The sequence below is a fragment of the Pseudolysinimonas sp. genome (assembly GCF_049651805.1).
Taxonomy (GTDB): Bacteria; Actinomycetota; Actinomycetes; order Actinomycetales; family Microbacteriaceae; genus Pseudolysinimonas_A.
This window is the reverse complement of sequence record NZ_JBASCU010000041.1, coordinates 1-18,128: the sequence shown is the minus strand read 5'-3', so window position 1 is coordinate 18,128 and position 18,128 is coordinate 1. Positions and strand designations below refer to the sequence as shown.

Here is an 18,128-nt window from a genome sequence, read left to right as displayed (position 1 = left end):
GAACGGCTTGGTGACGTAGTCGTCGGCGCCGGCCTCGAGACCCTGCAGGGTGTCGATCTCTTCACCGAGCGCCGTCAGCATGACGATGTAGGCATCGGAGAACTGGCGGATGCGCTTGGCTGTCTCGAATCCGTCCATGCCGGGCATGTTGACATCGAGGGTGACCACTGTCGGGCTGACCGAGCGCACCGCCTCGACGCCGTCATATCCGTTCGACCGTGCCGTCACCTCGAACCCCGCCTGAGTCAGAACGGTTTCGAGCAAGTGGCGGATGTCGTCGTCATCCTCGATGACGACAGCGCGACGGACAGGCTCCATAGCTCTGAATGGTAGGCGGGTGCGGCGCTCCGTGGGGAGCGCCGCACCGCGTCAGTGCGCCTTCGGTTCGCTCCCGCGGCTCTGAACGAGGCGGTTGGCCCCCCACCAGGCGGCCGGAAGCAGAGCTGCCGCGATCAGCGCCTTGATGATGCCGCCCGGGATGAACGGGATGAGGCCCCACTCCATCACCTGAGCAAAGGTCCCTCCGGTGACGGCGGCCAACCACGGCAGCCCGAACGCGAAAACGATGACCGATCCGCCCACGAACGTCGCGATCGCCTTCAGGACGTGGCGGTCCCAGGTGCGTTCCGACAGCCACCCGACGGCCGCTGCCGCGAAGACGAAGCCGATGATGTAGCCGAAGCTCGGCGCCGCGAGCGCCGCGAGACCGGTGAGGTGCGAGCCGTCGTCCTGGGGCGCGAATACCGGGAGCCCGATCAGACCGAGCGCCAGATACAGGCCGAGCGCCGACGCGCCGCGCGCCCACCCGAGGGTCGCGCCGACGAGAAGTACGGCAAGGGTCTGCCCCGTGATCGGCACCGGGTACATGGGGATGATGACCTGCGCGAGCAGGGCGGTGAATGCGGCACCGGCGGCGACGAGCACGATGTCGAGCACCCACGTGCGCGGGAAGACACGATCGGCGAGAACCAGGCGAGGTACGGCAGGGACGACAGCAGACATGCGGAAGGCAATCCTCTTCGGTTGGGGAGGTGCCCCTATCGGACGATGGCGGGGGCACTCCCGGTTAGACTAGCGGGCTGGCGCACTCGCGCCGCTTGTCGACATCCTCCCGAATCCCCACCTCAACTTTGAAGGGACCTTGCTGTGCTCGCCGTGCACGATCTCGAGATCCGCGTCGGCGCGCGCCTGCTCATGGAAGGGGTGAACTTCCGCGTGGAACGGGGCGACAAGATCGGCCTCGTCGGCCGCAACGGCGCCGGCAAGACGACCCTGACGAAGACGTTGGCGGGGGAGAGCCTGCCGAGCGGGGGCAAGATCCACCGCACGGGTGAGATCGGCTATCTGCCCCAGGATCCCCGCACCGGCGACCCCGAAGACACGGCGCGCACGAGAATCCTGGATGCCCGCGGCCTCGGCCGACTGGTCCTCGACCTGCGGCGCGCCACGGACGAGATGGCGAGCTCCGACGAGAAGGTCAGCGCGGCGGCGATGGATCGCTACGGGCGGCTCGAAGACCGCTTTCTCGCCCTCGGGGGATACGCAGCGGAGGCGGAGGCGGCATCCATCGCCTCGAACCTCGCCCTACCCGACCGCATCCTCGATCAGCAGTTGAAGACCCTCTCAGGGGGTCAGCGCCGCCGCATCGAGCTGGCCCGCATCCTGTTCTCGGGTGCCGACACGATGATCCTCGATGAGCCCACCAACCACCTCGACGCCGACTCGGTCGTCTGGCTGCGCGAGTTCCTCAAGGCATACAGCGGGGGAGTGATCGTGATCAGCCACGACGTCGACCTCGTCGAAGACACCGTCAACCGGGTGTTCTACCTCGACGCCAACCGGCAGGTCATCGACATCTACAACATGGGCTGGAAACACTACCTGCGCCAGCGCGAAGCCGACGAGGAGCGCCGCAAGAAGGAGCGCGTCAACGTCGAGAAGAAGGCGACCCAACTGCAGTTGCAGGCCGCGCGGTTCGGCGCGAAGGCGTCGAAGGCGGCCGCAGCTCACCAGATGGTGGCACGGGCCGAGAAGATGCTCTCCGGACTCGAGGAAGTGCGCGCGGTCGATCGGGTCGCGAAGCTGCGGTTCCCCGATCCGGTCGCCTGTGGCAAGACCCCCCTCATGGCGAGCAACCTCTCCAAGAGCTACGGGTCACTCGAAATCTTCACCGCCGTCGACCTCGCGATCGACCGGGGCTCGAAGGTGGTGGTGCTCGGCCTGAACGGTGCGGGCAAGACGACGCTGTTGAGGATGCTGGCCGGCGTCGACAAGCCCGACACCGGGCAAATCGAGCCCGGGCACGGCCTGCGCATCGGGTACTACGCGCAGGAGCACGAGACGATCGACGTCAAGCGGTCGGTGCTCGAGAACATGACGGCGGCCAGCCCGCAGCTCACCGCGACCGAGGCGCGTCGCGTGCTCGGCTCGTTCCTGTTCACGGGCGACGACGCCGACAAGCCCGCCGGGGTGCTCTCCGGCGGCGAGAAGACCCGTCTGGCGCTGGCGATGATCGTGGTGTCGGGCGCCAACGTGTTGCTGCTCGACGAGCCGACGAACAACCTCGACCCGGCGAGCCGCGAAGAGATCCTCGGCGCCCTCGCGGGCTACTCGGGCGCGGTCGTGCTGGTGTCGCACGACGAGGGAGCCGTCGAGGCACTCAACCCCGAGCGGGTGCTGATCCTGCCTGACGGCGTCGAGGATCACTGGAACCCCGGCTACGCCGACCTGATCGCCCTCGCTTAGGCGGGATGTGTCGCACCGAATGCATCTGCGATGCCGACGAGGGATGGCACTGAGACTAGTTCACGATTTGCAGTAGGGTTCGAGCCTCGCGAGGCGGCTTGCACGCTCTGCCGGCCGACTCGATGCACCGTCCGATGTCGGCGCAGTCACAGGCTCGACCGGCATGAATGAGGGTCGAGAGCGCTCGAGCCTGGGAAATCGTTCGCTCAAGCTCGGGGAGCTTCGCCTGCGCGAGCCGTTGCCAGGCCTCTGCTGGGGTAAGGGGTGGCTCTTGGTCCGCCACGAGAGCTCGGATCTCTTGGATTGAGAAACCGAGCGTGCGCGCCGTCGCGATGATCCGAAGTCTTTCGAGATCGGTGGCCCCGAAGATTCGACGCACCCCGATACGCCGAAGTGTCGGAAGGAGGCCGGCGCTTTCGTAGTAGCGCACAGCCGACACGCTCACGCCGGCGCGTTCTGCCGCCTCGCCGATTTCCATCGCGTCCGTCCTTGCCTCTTGACCTCAAGCGCGCTTGAGCCCGCACACTACCGTAAAACCAGGCGTTGACCGCCCGGACCGAGAGGAGAGATCAATGATCTCCGTCAGCGATTCCGCCACGATCTTGAGGCCACGTGCGGAGGTCTATGCCTTCGTAGCCGATCTCGACAACCTGCCCCGTTGGCAGAGTGAGGTGGTTTCCACTCACGTCGCCACTCAAGGGCCCGTGCGCGTCGGCATGCGGTTCACAGAGGACGTGCGGATCGGCCGCGAGACGGTCGAGGCGCATTGCGAGATCACCGAACTAGCCGAGGGGACCCTGCTCGGGTTCACCGCATCCTCCCCCGCGCTCGACTATTCGGGGAAACTCGACTTCACCGACGCCGACGGGGGTACCCGGGTGGACATCACGGCTACTTTCGCCCTCAAGGGAGCTCGCCGCCTCTTGGAACCCGCCTTCGGCGGTGAGGTCAGACGCGGGGTGGGCTACGAACTGGACACCCTGAAGCGGCTGTTGGAGGAGGGTGACCGGAGGCCGTCCTAGCGCCCCCGTGCATCCAAGACTGCGTCTTCCACATCGGCGTCCTGGTCACGACGAGTTACGGGGGCATTGCCTGCAGCGATCTTGCGCTCCCGGCGCACCGCCCAGATAAGACCGACGAACGCCATGATGCCGAACACGATCCATTGGAGTGCGTACGACAGGTGTGGCCCCTCGTCCTCGACCGGCTTGAACGCCGGCAGCGGGCTTTCGGTCGGCGCTGGGTCTTCCGAAACGAGCAGCCCGTATATGCCGGTGTAGGTCGGCGCTTCGACGAGGTCGGCCACGTCGGGAAGCCGCACGGTTGCGAGTTGCCCCTCCGGGGCGCCGCGACCGGGGATCTCGGGCTCTCCGGGCTTGAGCCGCACGACGACGGTCACCTGGCCCTCAGGCGCTGCAGGCACCGACTCGGGGGCTTCCGGGGTTGATCCGCCGGGAACCCAGCCTCGGTCGACGACGAAGACGGTACCGTCGCTCAGTCGCAGCGGAACGAGCACCTCGAAGCCGGGGAGCGAGTTGCGCGGGCGGTTGCGCACCAGCAGCTGTTCGTCGACCAGGTACTCGCCGGTCAGCTGGACGGGGCGCCACTCGACGGCCTCGTCGGCAGACGCGAGTCCCGGCAGCAGATCGGTGAGTTCGGCGGGTGGAGCGTCGTAGTTCGCCTCGATCCTCGCGATCTCGTCGACCGCATCGACGCGACGCGACCACTGCCACCACGAGAGCAGCCCGCACGCGATCGCGAAGACGATCGTGAGGGCAACGTACCCGCCCCAGCGCCGTAGCCAGGTCATCGCACCGCATCCGGAACGAGGTCGACGGGAGCGTCGAGCGCGCTGACCACGACTGGGAAGCCTCGGGTGGCGAGATAGTCGGCCAGGGTCGAGCGGTGGTCACCGCAGGCGAGCCAGACCTTCACCCGGTCGGGGGTGTGGATGCGGGGGTTGCGCCAGTTCACCCGCCATGCCGCGTCTGCGCTGCAGCCCGCCGACGAACACTGCACTGCGGCGTCGAAACCGATCACGCGTCGTCTCGCGGCACGATCGCGCCCGGCCGCTCGACGGTGCGGCCGCCCGAGCGCGACACGGCGTTGGCGAGCACCACCGCGACGTAGGGCAGGAAGATCGCGCCGAGCGCCGGAACGATCAGCCACCAGCCCCGCACGAAGAGGCACGCAAAGATGCACAGAACGCGGATGCCCATCGTCAACGCGTACCGGCGCATGCGCGCGGACTGCTCCTGCTCCGGCGAAGGGGGGAGTTCGGTGATCGCGACGGTTCGGTTGCGCATGGTCTTGGCACCAGGGTACGCGCGCCCGCGTCGATAGGCTGACGTGATGACTGCTCGCACCATTCTCGTCACCGGAGGAAACCGTGGCATCGGCCACGCGATCGCCGCGGAGTTCGTCGCCCAAGGCCACCGCGTGGCCGTGACCGCACGGTCGGGCGACGGCCCCGAGGGCACCCTCACCGTGCAAGCCGACGTCACCGATGCCGCAGCGATCGACGCGGCGTTCACCGAGATCGAAGAGAAGCTCGGCCCCGTCGAGGTGGTCGTCGCGAACGCCGGCATCACCCGCGACAAGCTGCTGATGATGATGACGGAAGACGATTTCGACACCGTCGTGAACACCAACCTCGGGGGATCGTTTCGCGTCGTCAAGCGCGCCACGAAGGCGATGATGAAGGCACGCTTCGGCCGCATCATCCTGATCTCGAGCGTCGTCGGGCTCTTCGGCGGCCCGGGACAGGTCAACTACTCCTCGTCGAAGGCCGCGCTCGTCGGTATGGCCCGCTCGATCACCCGCGAGCTCGGCAGCCGCGGCATCACGGCCAACGTCGTCGCGCCCGGGTTCATCGAGACCGACATGACCGCCGAACTGTCCGACGACACCCAGGCCGCGTACAAGAAGTCGATTCCCGCCGGTCGGTTCGCGACCCCGAGCGAGGTCGCGAAGGTCGTCGCGTGGCTTGCCTCCGACGACGCCGCCTACATCTCGGGCGCCGTCATCCCCGTCGACGGCGGCCTCGGGATGGGTCACTAGCCGCAGGGGAGCCCCAGAAGGGGCAGCAGCATCGACAGGTCGCGCTCGTCGAGCAGCACGTGCGCCAGGTCACGGACGGGTGCTTTGGCATCGAAACCCACCGCCAACCCGCAGATCGCCATCATCGGCAGATCGTTGGCGCCATCGCCGACAGCTACCGTCTGCGACATCGGGATGCCGGCATCCGTTGCCCATTCGCGGAGCGCCGCGGCCTTCGCGGCCGCGTCGACCACCGGTGCCAGGACGTCGCCCGTGAGCTTGCCATCGACGACCGCGAGCCGGTTCGCCCGCCAGTGGTCGAGCCCGAGTTCGCGCGCGAGCGGGTCGATGATCTCGTGGAACCCCCCGGACACGACGGCAACCTTGCCGCCGGCCGCCTGCACGCCCGCGATCAGCTCTGGCACCCCCCGAGTCACCGTCACCCGCGACCGCACCGTCTCGATGACCGATTCGGGAAGACCGGCGAGGGTCGCGACCCGTTCGCGCAGACTCTGCTCGAAGTCGAGTTCGCCGTTCATCGCCCGGAAGGTGATTTCGGCGACCCGATCACCCGAACCGGCCTCATCAGCAAGGAGCTCGATGACCTCGTTCTCGATGAGGGTGGAGTCGACATCGAGAACGACGAGGAAGCGGGCCATCGGCGCGAGCCTGCCTTCTGTCAGGGAGCTAGGGGGTGACGACGACTCCCTTGCCGACGACGGTGATGCCGGAATCGGTGACGGTGAAGCCGCGGCGGCGATCGGCATCGTGGTCGACGCCGACGGTGGCGCCGGATTCGACGACGACATCCTTGTCGAGGATAGCGCGCTGCACGGTGGCCCGATCTTCGATGCGAACCCGTTCGAAGACGACGGAGTCGACGACCTTCGCACCCGACTCGACGGTGACCCAGGGGCCGAGCACGCTGCGCTCCAGGTGACCGCCCGAGACGACGCAGCCGAGCGACACGATCGAGTCGATCGCCGTTCCGACGGCGTTCTCGCCGTCGCGCACGAATTTCGCCGGCGGAGAGTTGAGCTGCTGACTGTAGATCGGCCAATCGCGGTTGTAGAGGTTGAAAACCGGGAGAGCCGAGATCAGGTCTTGGTGGGCGTCGAAGAACGACTCGATCGTTCCGACATCGCGCCAGTAGTAGCGGTCGCGGTCGGTGGCGCCAGGCACCTGGTTGCGCTGGAGGTCGTACACGGCCGCGTCGTCGCGAGCGACGAAGTCGGGAACGATATCGCCGCCCATGTCGTGGTTCGAGTCCGGCCGCTCGCCATCACGCTGCACCGCGTCGATGAGCACGTCGGCATCGAAGACGTAATTGCCCATCGAGGCGAGCACTTCGCCCGGGGAGTCGGCAAGGCCGACGGCATCCTTCGGCTTCTCTTTGAACGCCGCGATACGGTGCGGGTTTTTCGGGTCGAGTTCGATGACCCCGAACTGGTCGGCGAGCGCGATCGGCTGCCGGATCGCCGCCACCGTGACGCCGGCGCCCGCCTCGATGTGGGCCTCCACCATCTGGGAGAAGTCCATGCGGTAGACGTGGTCGGCACCGACGACGACGACGATGTCGGGACGCTCGTCACGCAACAGGTTGAGGCTCTGCAGGATGGCGTCAGCCGACCCCGAGAACCACCGCTTGCCGAGACGTTGCTGCGCCGGAACGGAGGCGACGTAGGCCCCCAGCAGTCCGGAGAGGCGCCAGGTCTGTGACACGTGACGATCGAGCGAGTGCGACTTGTACTGGGTCAACACGACCACTTGGCGGAGCCCGGAGTTCACCAGGTTCGACAGCGCGAAGTCGACCAGGCGATAACCGCCGCCGAACGGCACGGCGGGCTTCGCCCGGTCGGCTGTCAACGGCATGAGGCGCTTGCCCTCGCCGCCGGCCAGAACAATCCCGAACACCTTCTTCGCCGCCATGGCTCAACAGTACGGGCCGTCACCCCAGGCGGTGTACTAGCGTTCACTCAATGCGAGTAGACGTCGTAACCCGCGAGTACCCGCCGGAGGTCTACGGAGGCGCCGGCGTGCACGTCGCCGAGCTCGTCGCCGCCCTGCGCCCGACAACCGACGTCGTCGTGCGGTGCTTCGGAATGCCGCGCGACGAAGAGAACGTGCACGCCTACCTCGTGCCGCCGCAACTCACGAACGCCAATCCGGCGCTCGCCACCCTCGGCGTCGACCTGCAGATCGCCCAGGACGTCGAAGGTGCCGACCTCGTTCATTCGCACACCTGGTACGCGAACGGTGCGGGGCACCTCGCGAAACTCCTGCACGGCATCCCGCACGTCGTCACCGCGCACAGCCTTGAGCCGCTTCGGCCGTGGAAGGCCGAACAGCTCGGCGGCGGGTACCGAATCTCGAGCGAGATCGAACGCACCGCGTTCGAGGCGGCGGATGCCGTCATCGCGGTGTCGCGCGGGATGCAGGCCGACATTCTGCGCTCCTACCCGGCGATCGATCCGGCGCGGGTCCGCGTGGTGCACAACGGCATCGACCTCGAGCGCTGGAAGCCCGTCGACGAACCCGAGATCGTGCGCGGATTCGGCGTCGACCCCTCCCGCCCGAGCGTGATCTTCGTCGGGCGGATCACGCGCCAGAAGGGCCTGCCGTACCTGCTCGCCGCGGCCCGCCGGCTCGCGCCCGAAGTGCAGCTCATCCTCTGCGCGGGAGCCCCCGACACCCCCGAGATCCTCGCCGAGGTGCAGGCCGGTGTAGCCGCGTTGCAGACCGAGCGCACGGGCGTCATCTGGATCGACCGTCTGCTCTCGCAGCCCGAACTCGCCGCGCTGCTGTCGGCCTCGACGACCTTCGTCTGCCCCTCGGTCTACGAGCCGCTCGGCATCGTCAACCTCGAAGCGATGGCTTGTGGCCTGCCCGTTGTCGGCACGGCGACCGGCGGCATCCCCGAGGTCGTCGCCAACGGCGTCACCGGACGCCTGGTGCCCATCCAGCAGGTCGACGACGGCACCGGCACCCCGGTCGACCCCGAGCAGTTCGTCGCCGACCTCGCGGCCGCGCTCTCGGAAGTCGTGGCCGACCCGGCCACGGCGCGTCTCATGGGGATCGCCGGACGCCGCCGGGCCGAGGCCGAGTTCAGCTGGGCGGCGATCGCGGAGCGCACGAGCGCGATCTACGCGGAACTGCTCGGCGGGGCGGGCCCGTAAGCTGAGGGCACCATGTCCTCTCCGGTGCTCGAATTCTCGAACGTGTCCGTCGTCCGAGGGGGCACTCGCATCCTCGACCAGGTGAGCTGGGCGGTGGGTGCCGACGAACGCTGGGTGGTTCTCGGCCCGAACGGCGCAGGCAAGACGACGCTGCTGCAGATCGCCGCGGCGACGATGCATCCGACCTCTGGACATGCGACGCTCCTCGGCGAGCGGCTCGGCAAGTCCGACGTGTTCGAGATGAGGCCCCGCATCGGCCTCGCGTCATCCGCGATGGCGAAGCGCATCCCGGCCGATGAGGTGGTGCTGGATGTCGTGCTCACCGCCGCCTACGCCGTCACGGGACGCTGGAACGAGGTCTACGAAGACGTCGATGTGAACCGCGCCCGACGCGTGCTCGGGGAGTGGAAACTTTCCGCCTTCGACGACCGGCGGTTCGGAACCCTCAGCGACGGCGAGCAGAAGCGCGTGCAGATCGCGCGCGCCGTCATGGCCGATCCCGAGGTTCTGCTGCTCGACGAGCCGGCCGCGAGCCTCGACCTCGGCTCCCGCGAGGAGCTGTTGCAGCTACTCGGCGGCTTCGCGAGCAACCCGAAGTCGCCCGCGATGGTGATGGTGACCCACCACGTCGAAGAGATCCCGCCCGGATTCAGCCACGTGTTGCTGCTGGCTGACGGCGCCGTCACGGCGGCGGGGCCGATCGGTGAGGTGCTCACGGCCGGGAATCTCACCGCCACCTTCGGGCTGCCCATCGAGCTGACGTCGGCGAACGGGCGCTTCGCCGCTCGCGCGGCCTAGCGGTGTCTGGTAAAGTCGCTCCTTGGCCGTTCGGCCACTTTCCCTTCCCGTTTCTTTCGAGGTAGCGCCATGAAGTCCGAGATCCACCCCGAGTACGCGCCCGTCGTGTTCCGCGACCTCGCGAGCGGTGCCACCTTCCTCACCCGCTCGACGGTGTCGAGCGACAAGACCATCGACCTCGACGGCGAGACGTACCCGGTCATCGACGTCGAGATCTCGTCGGAGTCGCACCCGTTCTACACGGGCAAGCAGCGCATCCTCGACAGCGCCGGCCGCGTCGAGAAGTTCAACCAGCGCTTCAAGGGCTTCGGCGAGAAGAAGAACTAGTCGTCCCCTCAGTTTCCGATAAGCCCCGTACCGAGCGCCAGGTGCGGGGCTTTCGCGTTGTCGGCGCCTAAAAGAGCGCGGGGCGCCGGGCCGCCCAGAGGGGCAGCATCACGTCGAGGGTGAGCGGCGCAAGCTCGACCGAATCGGTGTCGTCGGGGGATTCCAGCCAGTAGACCGCGTCGATCTCCGCCGCCGGTGTCAGATCCGCATCGGTGACCAACGCGAAGACCTCGGCGCGCACCGTCTGCCCGGGCTCGTTGAGCGCGGCCGCCTCGTACGATCCGAGAAACTCGGTCGCGTCGACATCCACCTCGAGGCCGAGCTCCTCACGCAATTCGCGGATCAGAGTCGCCAAGGCGCTCTCACCCCGCTCGATCTTGCCGCCGGGCTGCATGAATCCGGTCGTGCCCTGCTTGCGCACGACGATCGCTCGGCCCGCGGTATCGGTGACGATCGCCGCAGCGACGTGAATGCGGCGCGGTGCGGGGGACGGCGCGACGGCGCGTTCAGGTGCCGGCTCGAGCGCGAGCATGCCGCCGTCGGAGAAGTCGAACATCGGCACGGTGTCACTGGGGCGCGGATCAGGAGCCGGGATGGGCTGGGTGTCTTCGATGATCCGGATGTCTTCCAGCGGCAGCACCGGCCAGCCGTCGCGCATGCCGCGCTGACGAGCGTGCAGGTTCGACGGGGTGCCCGAGAACTCGTCGCGCTCGGACATCGCCCGCACGATGCGGCCGGCAGCCAGTGAGCCCGGCTCGACGTCGTAGCGTTCGGCCATCGCGTTGAGGGTGCGAGAGCCCTCGTACTCGGGCTCGATCAGCGCGTCGAGCAGCAGGGGGTCGAGCACGGGAGCCGGTTCGGCGAGCGGCTCGATTCCTCGTCGGCGACACTCGTGGTCGAGCACCGTGAGCCCTGTCGCCGCATCGAAGGTCGCCAGGGGGATGCCGAGCACCAGCAGGGTGCGCAACGTCTGTGCGACCTCGCCGACAACGGCGTCGGCACGGTCGGAACCCCAGTCCCATCGCGCGAGTTCGCTGCCGTCCTCGTCGAGTACCGCCACGCGGGCTGCGACCATCCGAGCGGTGTCGAGATCGGTGCCCGAGATCGCGAACTCCGCGACTGCCAAGCGCTCCTGCCAGTTCCCCACCCGATCAGGCTACGACGCAAGCTCCACTCCAGCCACCCGGGGGTCGAGGCCCGCGTGTCGCGGGAGCGATCGATGCGCCGCCACGCTCGTAGACTCGGGACGGATGAGCACAGTCACGCGAGACCTGGAGCTACTCGGCAGCCGGGTGCGGTTCTGGGAGTACGGCACTCCCGGCAACGGCCCGACCATCGTCGTCGTCCACGGATACCGGGGCGACCACCACGGCCTGGAACCGGTCGTTCGCCTGCTGCCGGACTTCCACATCCTGTCGCCCGACCTGCCGGGCTTCGGCGACTCCACGCCGATGACAGATGCGACCCACTCGATCGCCGGGTACGGGGTCTGGTTGCGGGCCTTCACCGACGAACTCGGGCTTTCCGACGACGCGGTGCTGCTCGGCCACTCGTTCGGCTCGATCGTCGTCGCCCACGCCGTCGCCGACGGACTCGCCGCGCGCGCCGTGATCCTGATCAACCCCATCGCGGATGACCCGGCGAAGGTGGCCGGCATCGGCGCCACGCGCTTCTACTACGCGGTCGCTCGTCGCCTGCCGGAACGTGCAGCGCGAGCCTGGCTCGCCAACCCGCTCGTCGTTCAGGGCATGAGCGTCAAGCTCGCCAAGACGCGCGACCGTGCCCTGCGGCGGTTCATCCACGGGCAACACCATGCGTACTTCAGCAAGTTCGGCTCGCGCGCCAGCATCGTCGAAGGGTTCGACGCGTCGCTGTCGACGACCGTCGCGGCCGTCGCGGAGCGGATCGCGCAGCCCGTGCTGCTCGTCGCGGGGGAGCGGGATGAAGTCGCGCCCCTGGCCGGCCAGTTCGAGTTGCTGGAGGCGTTCCCCGACGCCCGTCTCGACGTGATCCCCGGGGTCGGGCACCTCATCCACTACGAGACGCCGGATGCCGCCGCACACGCCATCCGAGCCTTCATGACGGACCTCACCGCGTGAAGATCCTGTTCGACTGCCGCTACGTGGTGCGCTCGGGGCACCACGACGGAATCAGCCGCTACTCCGCGCGGCTGGTCGAGGCGCTCTCGCGCCGGATGCCCGTCGAGATGCTGATCAGCGACCTCGCCCAGCTCGAACGGCTTCCCGACCTGCCCTGGCACCTCATCTCGTCGGAGACGAGCCTCCGAGAGCCCTGGGTCGCTCGGCAGCTCAATCCATTGAATCCGGATGCCGTCTTCAGCCCCCTGCAGACGATGGGTTCGGCCGGGCGACGCTACGGACTCGTGCTGACCTTGCACGACCTCATCTATCATCGGCACCGCACGCCTCCCCGCAACTTGCCCGGGTACATCCGCGCGGGTTGGTGGCTGTACCACCTCACCTTCGGGCCGCAGCGGCGTGCCCTGGGCCGCCCCGACGAGGTGGTGACGGTCTCGGAGACGACGAAGCAACTGATCGCCGCCCATCGCCTGACGGCACGGCCCGTCACGGTCGTGTACAACGCGGCCGACCCCGTGCGTACTGACCCGCCGGCTCGACGCGCGACGACGACCCGAGACCTCGTCTACATGGGCTCGTTCATGCCCTACAAGAATGTCCACACCCTCGCTCGCGCGTTGCACGAACTTCCCGGCTACCGCCTTCACCTGCTCAGCCGCGTGGCGGCCCGCGCCCGCGTATCCCTGGAGGCGCTCGCGCCCGCCGGGTCCCTCATCTTCCATGACGGGGTGACGGATGCGGAGTACGCGGAGTTGCTCGAAAGCGCCCATGCGCTCGTGCACGCCTCGCTCGACGAGGGATTCGGCATCCCGCTCGTGGAAGCGATGAGCGTCGGCACCCCGATCGTCGTGAGCGACATCCCGATCTTCCGCGAGATCGGCGGCGAGGCGGGCGTCTACGCCGACCCGCGGGACCCCTCTGCCTTCGCTGCGGCGGTGCGTGCGCTCGATGATGAGGCGACCTGGCTCGCCCGTTCGGTTGCGGCCCGCGAGCGGGCCGTGCTGTTCGATTGGGACCGCTCGGCCGACGTGTTGTACGAGGTGTTGCGGCGCGTGGCCAACAAGCCCCGCCCTGAGGATGCCGCCGGCTGAGCGCTACTCGCGCGCCTCGACGGCGTTCTGCAGGCCGATGTCGCCACTGCGCGGGTCGACGGCGGCCAGCTCGATGGGATCGTTGAACGCCACGAGCCGCAGATCGGCGTCAGCGACATGGAAGCTGTGTACCGAGCCGTTCGTGATCGGACCGAACCCCCGCCTGGGCTCGGCCGTCATGAGCGCGGCCCGGATGGCACCACCGTGGCTTACGACGACGATCGCCTCGCCGGGGTGCTCGGCGGCGAGGGACTGCAGTGCCGGGATGACCCGGGCGGCGACCTCCTCGCGCGACTCCCGGCCGGGCACCTCGACTCCGTCCGGGTAGCGCACGTCGATCTCATGAAAGTCGAGCCCCTCAGCATCACCGTAGTTGCGCTCGACGAACGCCTCCCGCAGCTCCGGCTCGCCGAGACCGAGTTCGGCCGAGATGATCTCAGCCGTCTCGCGGGCTCGACCCAACGGGCTTGCGACCACGCGGGTGATCGGCCGCCTGGCCAGCAGCATTCCGGTCAGGCGAGCCTGCTCACGCCCGGTGTCGTTGAGCGGGATGTCGGTGAGCCCTTGGATGCGGCGCTGCCGGTTCCACTCGGTCTCGCCGTGACGTACGAGGTACAGATCGGTCATGACAGTCCGATCCTACGGTCGCGCTCAGGCGGTCATGCGCTCCGTCAACGCGCTCAGCACTTCCGAGGTGCCGGCGTCGATTTTGAGCGTCGCGCGCGCGTCACCCTTCGTCTCCCCGCGATTCACGATCACGATCGGCAGGCGCCGCCGCGCCGCCTGCTCGAGCAGTCGGATCCCGGAGTTCACCACGAGCGATGAACCCGCGATGAGCAGCGCATCGGCCGACCGGATGAGCGCAGCCGCCGCGGCGAACTTCGTCGTCGGAACGAACTCGCCGAAGAAGACCACGTCGGGCTTCAGCATCCCCTCGCACACCGTGCAGGTCGGAACGATCATCTCGCCGACCGCGTCGATGTCGACGTCACCGTCGGGGTTGAGCTTGACGTTCTCGGGCTCGGCGAGCCACGGGTTGTCGCGCGTCATTCGCACCGCGATGTCTTCGCGGGCGAACTGTTGGCCGCAGGCCAGGCAGAAGACGCGGTCCATCGAGCCGTGCACGTCGACGACATGGCGCGATCCGGCACGCAGGTGCAGCCCGTCGACGTTCTGGGTGACGACACCGTTCACGACGCCGGCGAGTTCGAGGTCGGCGATCGCCTCATGCCCGGCGTTCGGCCCCGCCACCGCGAAGTAGCGCCACCCCAGGTGACTACCCGCCCAGTACCGCTGCCGGGCACGCGCGTCGCCCAGAAATGTCTGGAAGGTCATCGGATTGCGCACCGGCGCACCCTCGCCGCGATAGTCGGGGATACCCGAATCGGTACTCACGCCCGCACCGGTCAGCACGGCGACGCGCCGCCCGGTGAGTACGCGCTCCGCCTGGTCGACGAACGGAAGCAGGGCGGGGTCGAGGGCAGGCAGGGTCGTGACCGGCACGGCGCCTCCTTCGACTCGGCTGTGTTCGAAGGCTAGAACGTTCAGGTTGCGGGGATGTTTCCGGTTCCCGTGAGCTGAGGGTGGCCCCGTAGGCTCGGGCCGGTGCACATCGTCCCGGTCACCGATCCCACCGCACCCGAACTGCGGGACTACACCGAGCTGACGGATGTCGTTCGCCGACGCCTGCGCGAGCCCGCGGAGGGCATCTACCTCGCCGAGTCGGTCAGAGTGATCGAGCGGGCGTTCGCGGCCGGCCATCACCCGCGATCGGTGCTGGTGCTCGAGAAATGGCTGCCCGAGATCGAACCACTGTTCGCGTCCTGGAACGTGCCGGTCTACGTGGGCACGGCCGAGGTACTCGAGGCCGTCACCGGCTTCGTCATGCACCGCGGTGCGCTCGCGTCGATGCACCGGCCCGCGCTGCCTGCGGTCGCCGATCTCCTGCGCGACGCTCGTCGGGTGGTCGTTCTCGAAGACATCGTCGATCACACCAACGTCGGCGCGATCTTTCGTGCCGTCGCCGGCATGGGAGCGGATGCCGTGCTCGTCACCCCGCGCTGCGCCGACCCGCTGTATCGGCGGTCGGTACGGGTCAGCATGGGCGCCGTGTTGCAGGTGCCCTGGACGCGGCTGGGGGAGTGGCGGATCGCTGCCCCGGAGCTTCGTGCAGCCGGCTTCGAGATCGCGGCCCTCGCTCTCGATGGCCGCGCCGTCGATCTCGCCGACTTCGCCCGGCATCCACCTGGTCGAGTCGCGCTGGTCTTCGGTACGGAAGGCGATGGACTGAGCAGGGATGCGCTCGAGGTCGCCGACACGATCGTCACCATCCCGATGGATCACGGGGTCGACTCGCTCAACGTCGCCGCCGCTGCCGCCGTCGCCCTCTGGGCGCTCCGCACAGAGCTGTCGAACGCTTAGGGTCGACGGGTGCCACCGAGTCGCCAGCTGACCCGTCGACAGATCTATCGGCGACGACGCGTCGCGGTGTTCGGCGGCCTGGGGCTGCTCGTCATCTCGCTGACCTACCTGCCGCTCACCCTTCTGGCACCGCTCGCGCCGGCACTGGTCACGGTGACCACTCCGGTCGACGAGATTCCGCCGGTCCCCGCCCTCGACTTTCCCGGCTACGGCGCCAGCGCGATCGGCGCCGTGGGCTATCCCGGCGTGCTCGCGCAAAGCGGGGTGACCACGCCGCTGCCGATGGCGAGCATCACGAAGGTGATCACGGCGCTCGTCGTGCTCGACGCGCATCCGCTCGCACCGGGCGAATCGGGCCCGACGGCGACGATGACGGCGGCCGACGCCGCCCTGTACGGCGCCTACTTGGCGCAGAACGGCACGGTGTCGACGGTGCGCGCCGGCATGACGTTCACCGAACGGCAGCTGCTCGAGCTCACGCTGATCAAATCCTCGAACAATTACACGACGAGCCTGGCGGTTTGGGCGTTCGGTTCGCAGGACGCCTTCCTCGCCGCAGCCCGGGCCTGGCTCACCGAACGCGGTCTCGACCGGATCGTCATCAACGAACCCACCGGGATCGACCCGTCGAACGTCGCGCCGGTCGACCAGCTCATCGAACTCGGCCGCATCGCGCTCGCGCATCCGGTGATCGCGCAGATCGTCGCGACCAAGGAGGCCGACGTGCCTCCGTTCGGCGTGCTGCCGAATACCAATCTGCTGCTCGGGCGGCAGGGCGTCGACGGGATCAAGACCGGTACCCTCGATGACTTCGGCGCGAACCTGCTGTTCTCGGCCGACTACCTGGTGGGGGAGTCGACCGTCACGGTGATCGGGGTCGTGCTAGGCGGACCCGATCACGATGTCATCGATCGCGACATCCTCACGCTGCTCGAGTCCACCGTGGCGAACTTCACCGAGGTCGAGGTCGCCGCCGATGCCGAGGCCTTCGCGACCTACGACGCGGTCTGGGGCGAGTCGGTCGCCGCAGTCGCCGGGACGCGCGTCACGCTGCTCACCTGGGCGGGCGCGCCGGTCGAGGTCGATGTCGTCGCAGAAGATGTGCGAACGGGCGTGGCCGGGGAAGATGTCGGCGACCTCGTCTTCACCTCGGGTCCGATGTCGGCGAGCGTCGATCTCGAGCTCGCGGCCGACCTCGCCGACCCGGGGCCGTGGTGGCGACTGACCAACCCGGCGGCGCTCTTCTAGAAGCTGGGCCGCTTGGGGGTCACGCCGTCGCCCGAGGACTCGTGGCGGATGCGCCGCAGAATCCACGGGCCGAGGTAGGCCCGTGCCCAGCCGATGTCGTCGATGCGCGCCTGCCGCCAGCGCTGGTTCGGCGGCGGTTCGGCCTCCAACGGTGCGAGATCGTGGGGCACGTCGAGCGCGTCGAGTACCATTCGGGCGATGGTCTGATGACCGATCGGCGAGAAGTGCAGGCGGTCGGGAGCCCACATCCGCGGGTCCCTCAGTTCGCGCAACGCCCACATGTCGGCAACGATCGCGCCATGCCGTCTCGCCACCGCGCGCAGGTTCTCGTTGTAGATCGCGACTTTGCCGCGGATGCGACCCAAGACGGGTGTGCCGGCCATGTCGGGTCCGTTGAACATGACCACGGTGGCGCCGTCGCTGCGTAGCCGCGCGATCCCGCCGTCGAGGCGAGCAGCCACCTCATCGGGGTCGGTACCGAGACGGAGGATGTCGTTGCCGCCGGCCGAGACGGAGATGAGATCGGGGTGCAGCGTCAGGGCGGCATCCACCTGCTCGTCGAGGATCTGTTGCAACAGGCGACCACGGATGGCGAGATTGGCGTAGGAGAAGTCGTCGGCCTGCGCCGCCAGCGCCTCGGCGACGCGGTCGGCCCAGCCCCGGTGGCCGCCGGGGCTCGACGGCTCGGGGTCGCCGATCCCTTCGGTGAAGGAATCGCCGATCGCGACATAGCGCGACCACGGGTGGCGGGCGGTCATGCATCCATCATGACGACTCGGCGGAAGCTCCGCTTGCGGCTCTACCGCACCGACCGTCACCGCACAAGACCTTTGTCGTCGGCGCGACGAGCCGGTTTCCTTGACGAGGAGGCGAGACCCGCCTCGAACAAGAAAGTAGGTTCACCGTGGGAATTCTGGGATGGATCATTCTCGGCCTCATCGCCGGAGCTATCGCAAAGGCCATTCTGCCGGGCCGCCAGGGTGGCGGCTGGATCGTCACGCTGATCCTCGGCGTCGTCGGCGCACTGCTCGGCGGGTTCATCGGTAGCGCGCTCTTCGGCGTGGGACTCGAGACGTTCTGGTCCGTTCAGACCTGGCTGCTCGCGATCGGTGGCGCGATTCTCGTGCTGCTGATCTACGGCCTCGCCACGCGCGGCAGCCGTAGCCGCGTCTGACGCGGACTGC

23 protein-coding genes are annotated in these 18,128 nt (G+C 68.3%); 11 read left to right on the top strand and 12 right to left on the bottom strand.

Translation table 11 applies throughout. The features are described 5' to 3' along the window. Nucleotides 1–318, bottom strand: a 318-nt coding sequence (locus WBL06_RS10615; protein WP_424455970.1) for a response regulator, incomplete at its 3' end; no start/stop codon positions are given. Between the two features lie 51 nt (nt 319–369). Continuing rightward, nucleotides 370–1,002: a biotin transporter BioY gene (locus tag WBL06_RS10610; protein WP_424455969.1), complete on the bottom strand. Its 633-nt coding sequence runs from the start codon at nt 1,000–1,002 to the stop codon at nt 370–372. A gap of 144 nt (nt 1,003–1,146) precedes the next feature. Here WBL06_RS10610 and WBL06_RS10605 point away from each other — a divergent pair, with 144 nt between their 5' ends. Continuing rightward, complete coding sequence (locus WBL06_RS10605; RefSeq protein WP_424455968.1) at nt 1,147–2,745, top strand: ABC-F family ATP-binding cassette domain-containing protein; 1,599 nt, start codon at nt 1,147–1,149, stop codon at nt 2,743–2,745. A gap of 55 nt (nt 2,746–2,800) precedes the next feature. Here WBL06_RS10605 and WBL06_RS10600 read toward each other — a convergent pair whose 3' ends face one another. Next, on the bottom strand, nt 2,801–3,223 hold the full coding sequence (locus WBL06_RS10600; RefSeq protein ID WP_424455967.1) for a MerR family transcriptional regulator: 423 nt from the start codon (nt 3,221–3,223) through the stop codon (nt 2,801–2,803). 94 nt (nt 3,224–3,317) lie between these two features. On the opposite strand from WBL06_RS10600, the gene WBL06_RS10595 reads away from it, so the two are divergent. Beyond that, a complete protein-coding gene (locus WBL06_RS10595; RefSeq protein WP_424455966.1) occupies nt 3,318–3,767 on the top strand; it encodes an SRPBCC family protein in 450 nt (149 codons plus the stop codon). Here the strand turns inward: WBL06_RS10595 and WBL06_RS10590 are convergent. The 3 genes from WBL06_RS10590 to WBL06_RS10580 form a co-directional block, all read right to left on the bottom strand. Further along, nucleotides 3,764–4,555, bottom strand: coding sequence for an SURF1 family protein (locus tag WBL06_RS10590; protein ID WP_424455965.1), 792 nt, complete (start codon nt 4,553–4,555; stop codon nt 3,764–3,766). The genes WBL06_RS10595 and WBL06_RS10590 overlap by 4 nt on opposite strands. Beyond that, nucleotides 4,552–4,719 carry a hypothetical protein gene (locus tag WBL06_RS10585; protein ID WP_424455964.1) on the bottom strand — a complete coding sequence of 56 codons (168 nt, stop codon included), beginning with the start codon at nt 4,717–4,719 and terminating at the stop codon, nt 4,552–4,554. Before WBL06_RS10585 ends, WBL06_RS10590 begins: the two co-directional genes overlap by 4 nt. 62 nt (nt 4,720–4,781) lie before the next feature. Then, complete coding sequence (locus tag WBL06_RS10580) at nt 4,782–5,051, bottom strand: DUF3099 domain-containing protein (protein ID WP_424455963.1); 270 nt, start codon at nt 5,049–5,051, stop codon at nt 4,782–4,784. A gap of 46 nt (nt 5,052–5,097) precedes the next feature. On the opposite strand from WBL06_RS10580, the gene fabG reads away from it, so the two are divergent. Further along, nucleotides 5,098–5,805, top strand: a complete 708-nt coding sequence (gene fabG / locus WBL06_RS10575) for a 3-oxoacyl-ACP reductase FabG (protein ID WP_424455962.1) — start codon at nt 5,098–5,100, stop codon at nt 5,803–5,805. Here fabG and serB read toward each other — a convergent pair. Then, nucleotides 5,802–6,443 (bottom strand): phosphoserine phosphatase SerB, encoded by a 642-nt coding sequence (serB, locus tag WBL06_RS10570; RefSeq protein ID WP_424455961.1) that lies wholly within the window; start codon nt 6,441–6,443, stop codon nt 5,802–5,804. The genes fabG and serB overlap by 4 nt on opposite strands. Nucleotides 6,444–6,471: 28 nt before the next feature. Beyond that, the gene (locus tag WBL06_RS10565) at nt 6,472–7,713 is read right to left on the bottom strand and encodes a glucose-1-phosphate adenylyltransferase (RefSeq protein ID WP_424455960.1); all 1,242 of its coding nucleotides are present in this window, start codon (nt 7,711–7,713) and stop codon (nt 6,472–6,474) included. Nucleotides 7,714–7,763: 50 nt separating this feature from the next. Between WBL06_RS10565 and glgA the strand changes: the two genes are divergently transcribed. The 3 genes from glgA to WBL06_RS10550 all read left to right on the top strand — a co-directional run bounded on the left by glgA (nt 7,764) and on the right by WBL06_RS10550 (nt 10,085). Next, entirely contained in the window at nt 7,764–8,960 is a 1,197-nt protein-coding gene (glgA, locus tag WBL06_RS10560) for a glycogen synthase (protein WP_424455959.1), read from the top strand. Between the two features lie 12 nt (nt 8,961–8,972). Further along, the gene (locus WBL06_RS10555; RefSeq protein WP_424455958.1) at nt 8,973–9,758 is read left to right on the top strand and encodes an ABC transporter ATP-binding protein; all 786 of its coding nucleotides are present in this window, start codon (nt 8,973–8,975) and stop codon (nt 9,756–9,758) included. A gap of 69 nt (nt 9,759–9,827) precedes the next feature. Next, the gene (locus WBL06_RS10550) at nt 9,828–10,085 is read left to right on the top strand and encodes a type B 50S ribosomal protein L31 (RefSeq protein ID WP_424455957.1); all 258 of its coding nucleotides are present in this window, start codon (nt 9,828–9,830) and stop codon (nt 10,083–10,085) included. Nucleotides 10,086–10,152: 67 nt separating this feature from the next. On the opposite strand, the gene WBL06_RS10545 is transcribed toward WBL06_RS10550, so the two are convergent. Continuing rightward, on the bottom strand, nt 10,153–11,232 hold the full coding sequence (locus WBL06_RS10545; protein WP_424455956.1) for an NUDIX domain-containing protein: 1,080 nt from the start codon (nt 11,230–11,232) through the stop codon (nt 10,153–10,155). 103 nt (nt 11,233–11,335) lie between these two features. Here WBL06_RS10545 and WBL06_RS10540 point away from each other — a divergent pair, with 103 nt between their 5' ends. Together WBL06_RS10540 and WBL06_RS10535 are read left to right on the top strand one after the other, a co-directional pair. Continuing rightward, a complete protein-coding gene (locus WBL06_RS10540) occupies nt 11,336–12,184 on the top strand; it encodes an alpha/beta fold hydrolase (protein ID WP_424455955.1) in 849 nt (282 codons plus the stop codon). Further along, nucleotides 12,181–13,275 carry a glycosyltransferase family 4 protein gene (locus tag WBL06_RS10535; protein WP_424455954.1) on the top strand — a complete coding sequence of 365 codons (1,095 nt, stop codon included), beginning with the start codon at nt 12,181–12,183 and terminating at the stop codon, nt 13,273–13,275. The genes WBL06_RS10540 and WBL06_RS10535 overlap by 4 nt, the downstream gene beginning before the upstream one ends. Before the next feature lie 3 nt (nt 13,276–13,278). Here the strand turns inward: WBL06_RS10535 and WBL06_RS10530 are convergent, their stop codons facing one another. Together WBL06_RS10530 and WBL06_RS10525 are read right to left on the bottom strand one after the other, a co-directional pair. Then, nucleotides 13,279–13,902 carry a histidine phosphatase family protein gene (locus WBL06_RS10530; RefSeq protein WP_424455953.1) on the bottom strand — a complete coding sequence of 208 codons (624 nt, stop codon included), beginning with the start codon at nt 13,900–13,902 and terminating at the stop codon, nt 13,279–13,281. Nucleotides 13,903–13,926: 24 nt separating this feature from the next. After that, the gene (locus WBL06_RS10525) at nt 13,927–14,778 is read right to left on the bottom strand and encodes a Sir2 family NAD-dependent protein deacetylase (RefSeq protein WP_424455952.1); all 852 of its coding nucleotides are present in this window, start codon (nt 14,776–14,778) and stop codon (nt 13,927–13,929) included. A gap of 102 nt (nt 14,779–14,880) precedes the next feature. Here WBL06_RS10525 and WBL06_RS10520 point away from each other — a divergent pair, with 102 nt between their 5' ends. Together WBL06_RS10520 and WBL06_RS10515 are read left to right on the top strand one after the other, a co-directional pair. Continuing rightward, nucleotides 14,881–15,696 carry a TrmH family RNA methyltransferase gene (locus WBL06_RS10520; protein WP_424455951.1) on the top strand — a complete coding sequence of 272 codons (816 nt, stop codon included), beginning with the start codon at nt 14,881–14,883 and terminating at the stop codon, nt 15,694–15,696. A gap of 9 nt (nt 15,697–15,705) precedes the next feature. Then, complete coding sequence (locus WBL06_RS10515; protein ID WP_424455950.1) at nt 15,706–16,944, top strand: D-alanyl-D-alanine carboxypeptidase family protein; 1,239 nt, start codon at nt 15,706–15,708, stop codon at nt 16,942–16,944. On the opposite strand, the gene WBL06_RS10510 is transcribed toward WBL06_RS10515, so the two are convergent. Further along, complete coding sequence (locus WBL06_RS10510; RefSeq protein WP_424455949.1) at nt 16,941–17,702, bottom strand: SGNH/GDSL hydrolase family protein; 762 nt, start codon at nt 17,700–17,702, stop codon at nt 16,941–16,943. The two genes, WBL06_RS10515 and WBL06_RS10510, sit on opposite strands and share 4 nt — an antisense overlap. Before the next feature lie 146 nt (nt 17,703–17,848). Between WBL06_RS10510 and WBL06_RS10505 the strand changes: the two genes are divergently transcribed. Continuing rightward, complete coding sequence (locus WBL06_RS10505) at nt 17,849–18,118, top strand: GlsB/YeaQ/YmgE family stress response membrane protein (protein WP_424455948.1); 270 nt, start codon at nt 17,849–17,851, stop codon at nt 18,116–18,118. Nucleotides 18,119–18,128 lie beyond the last annotated feature (10 nt).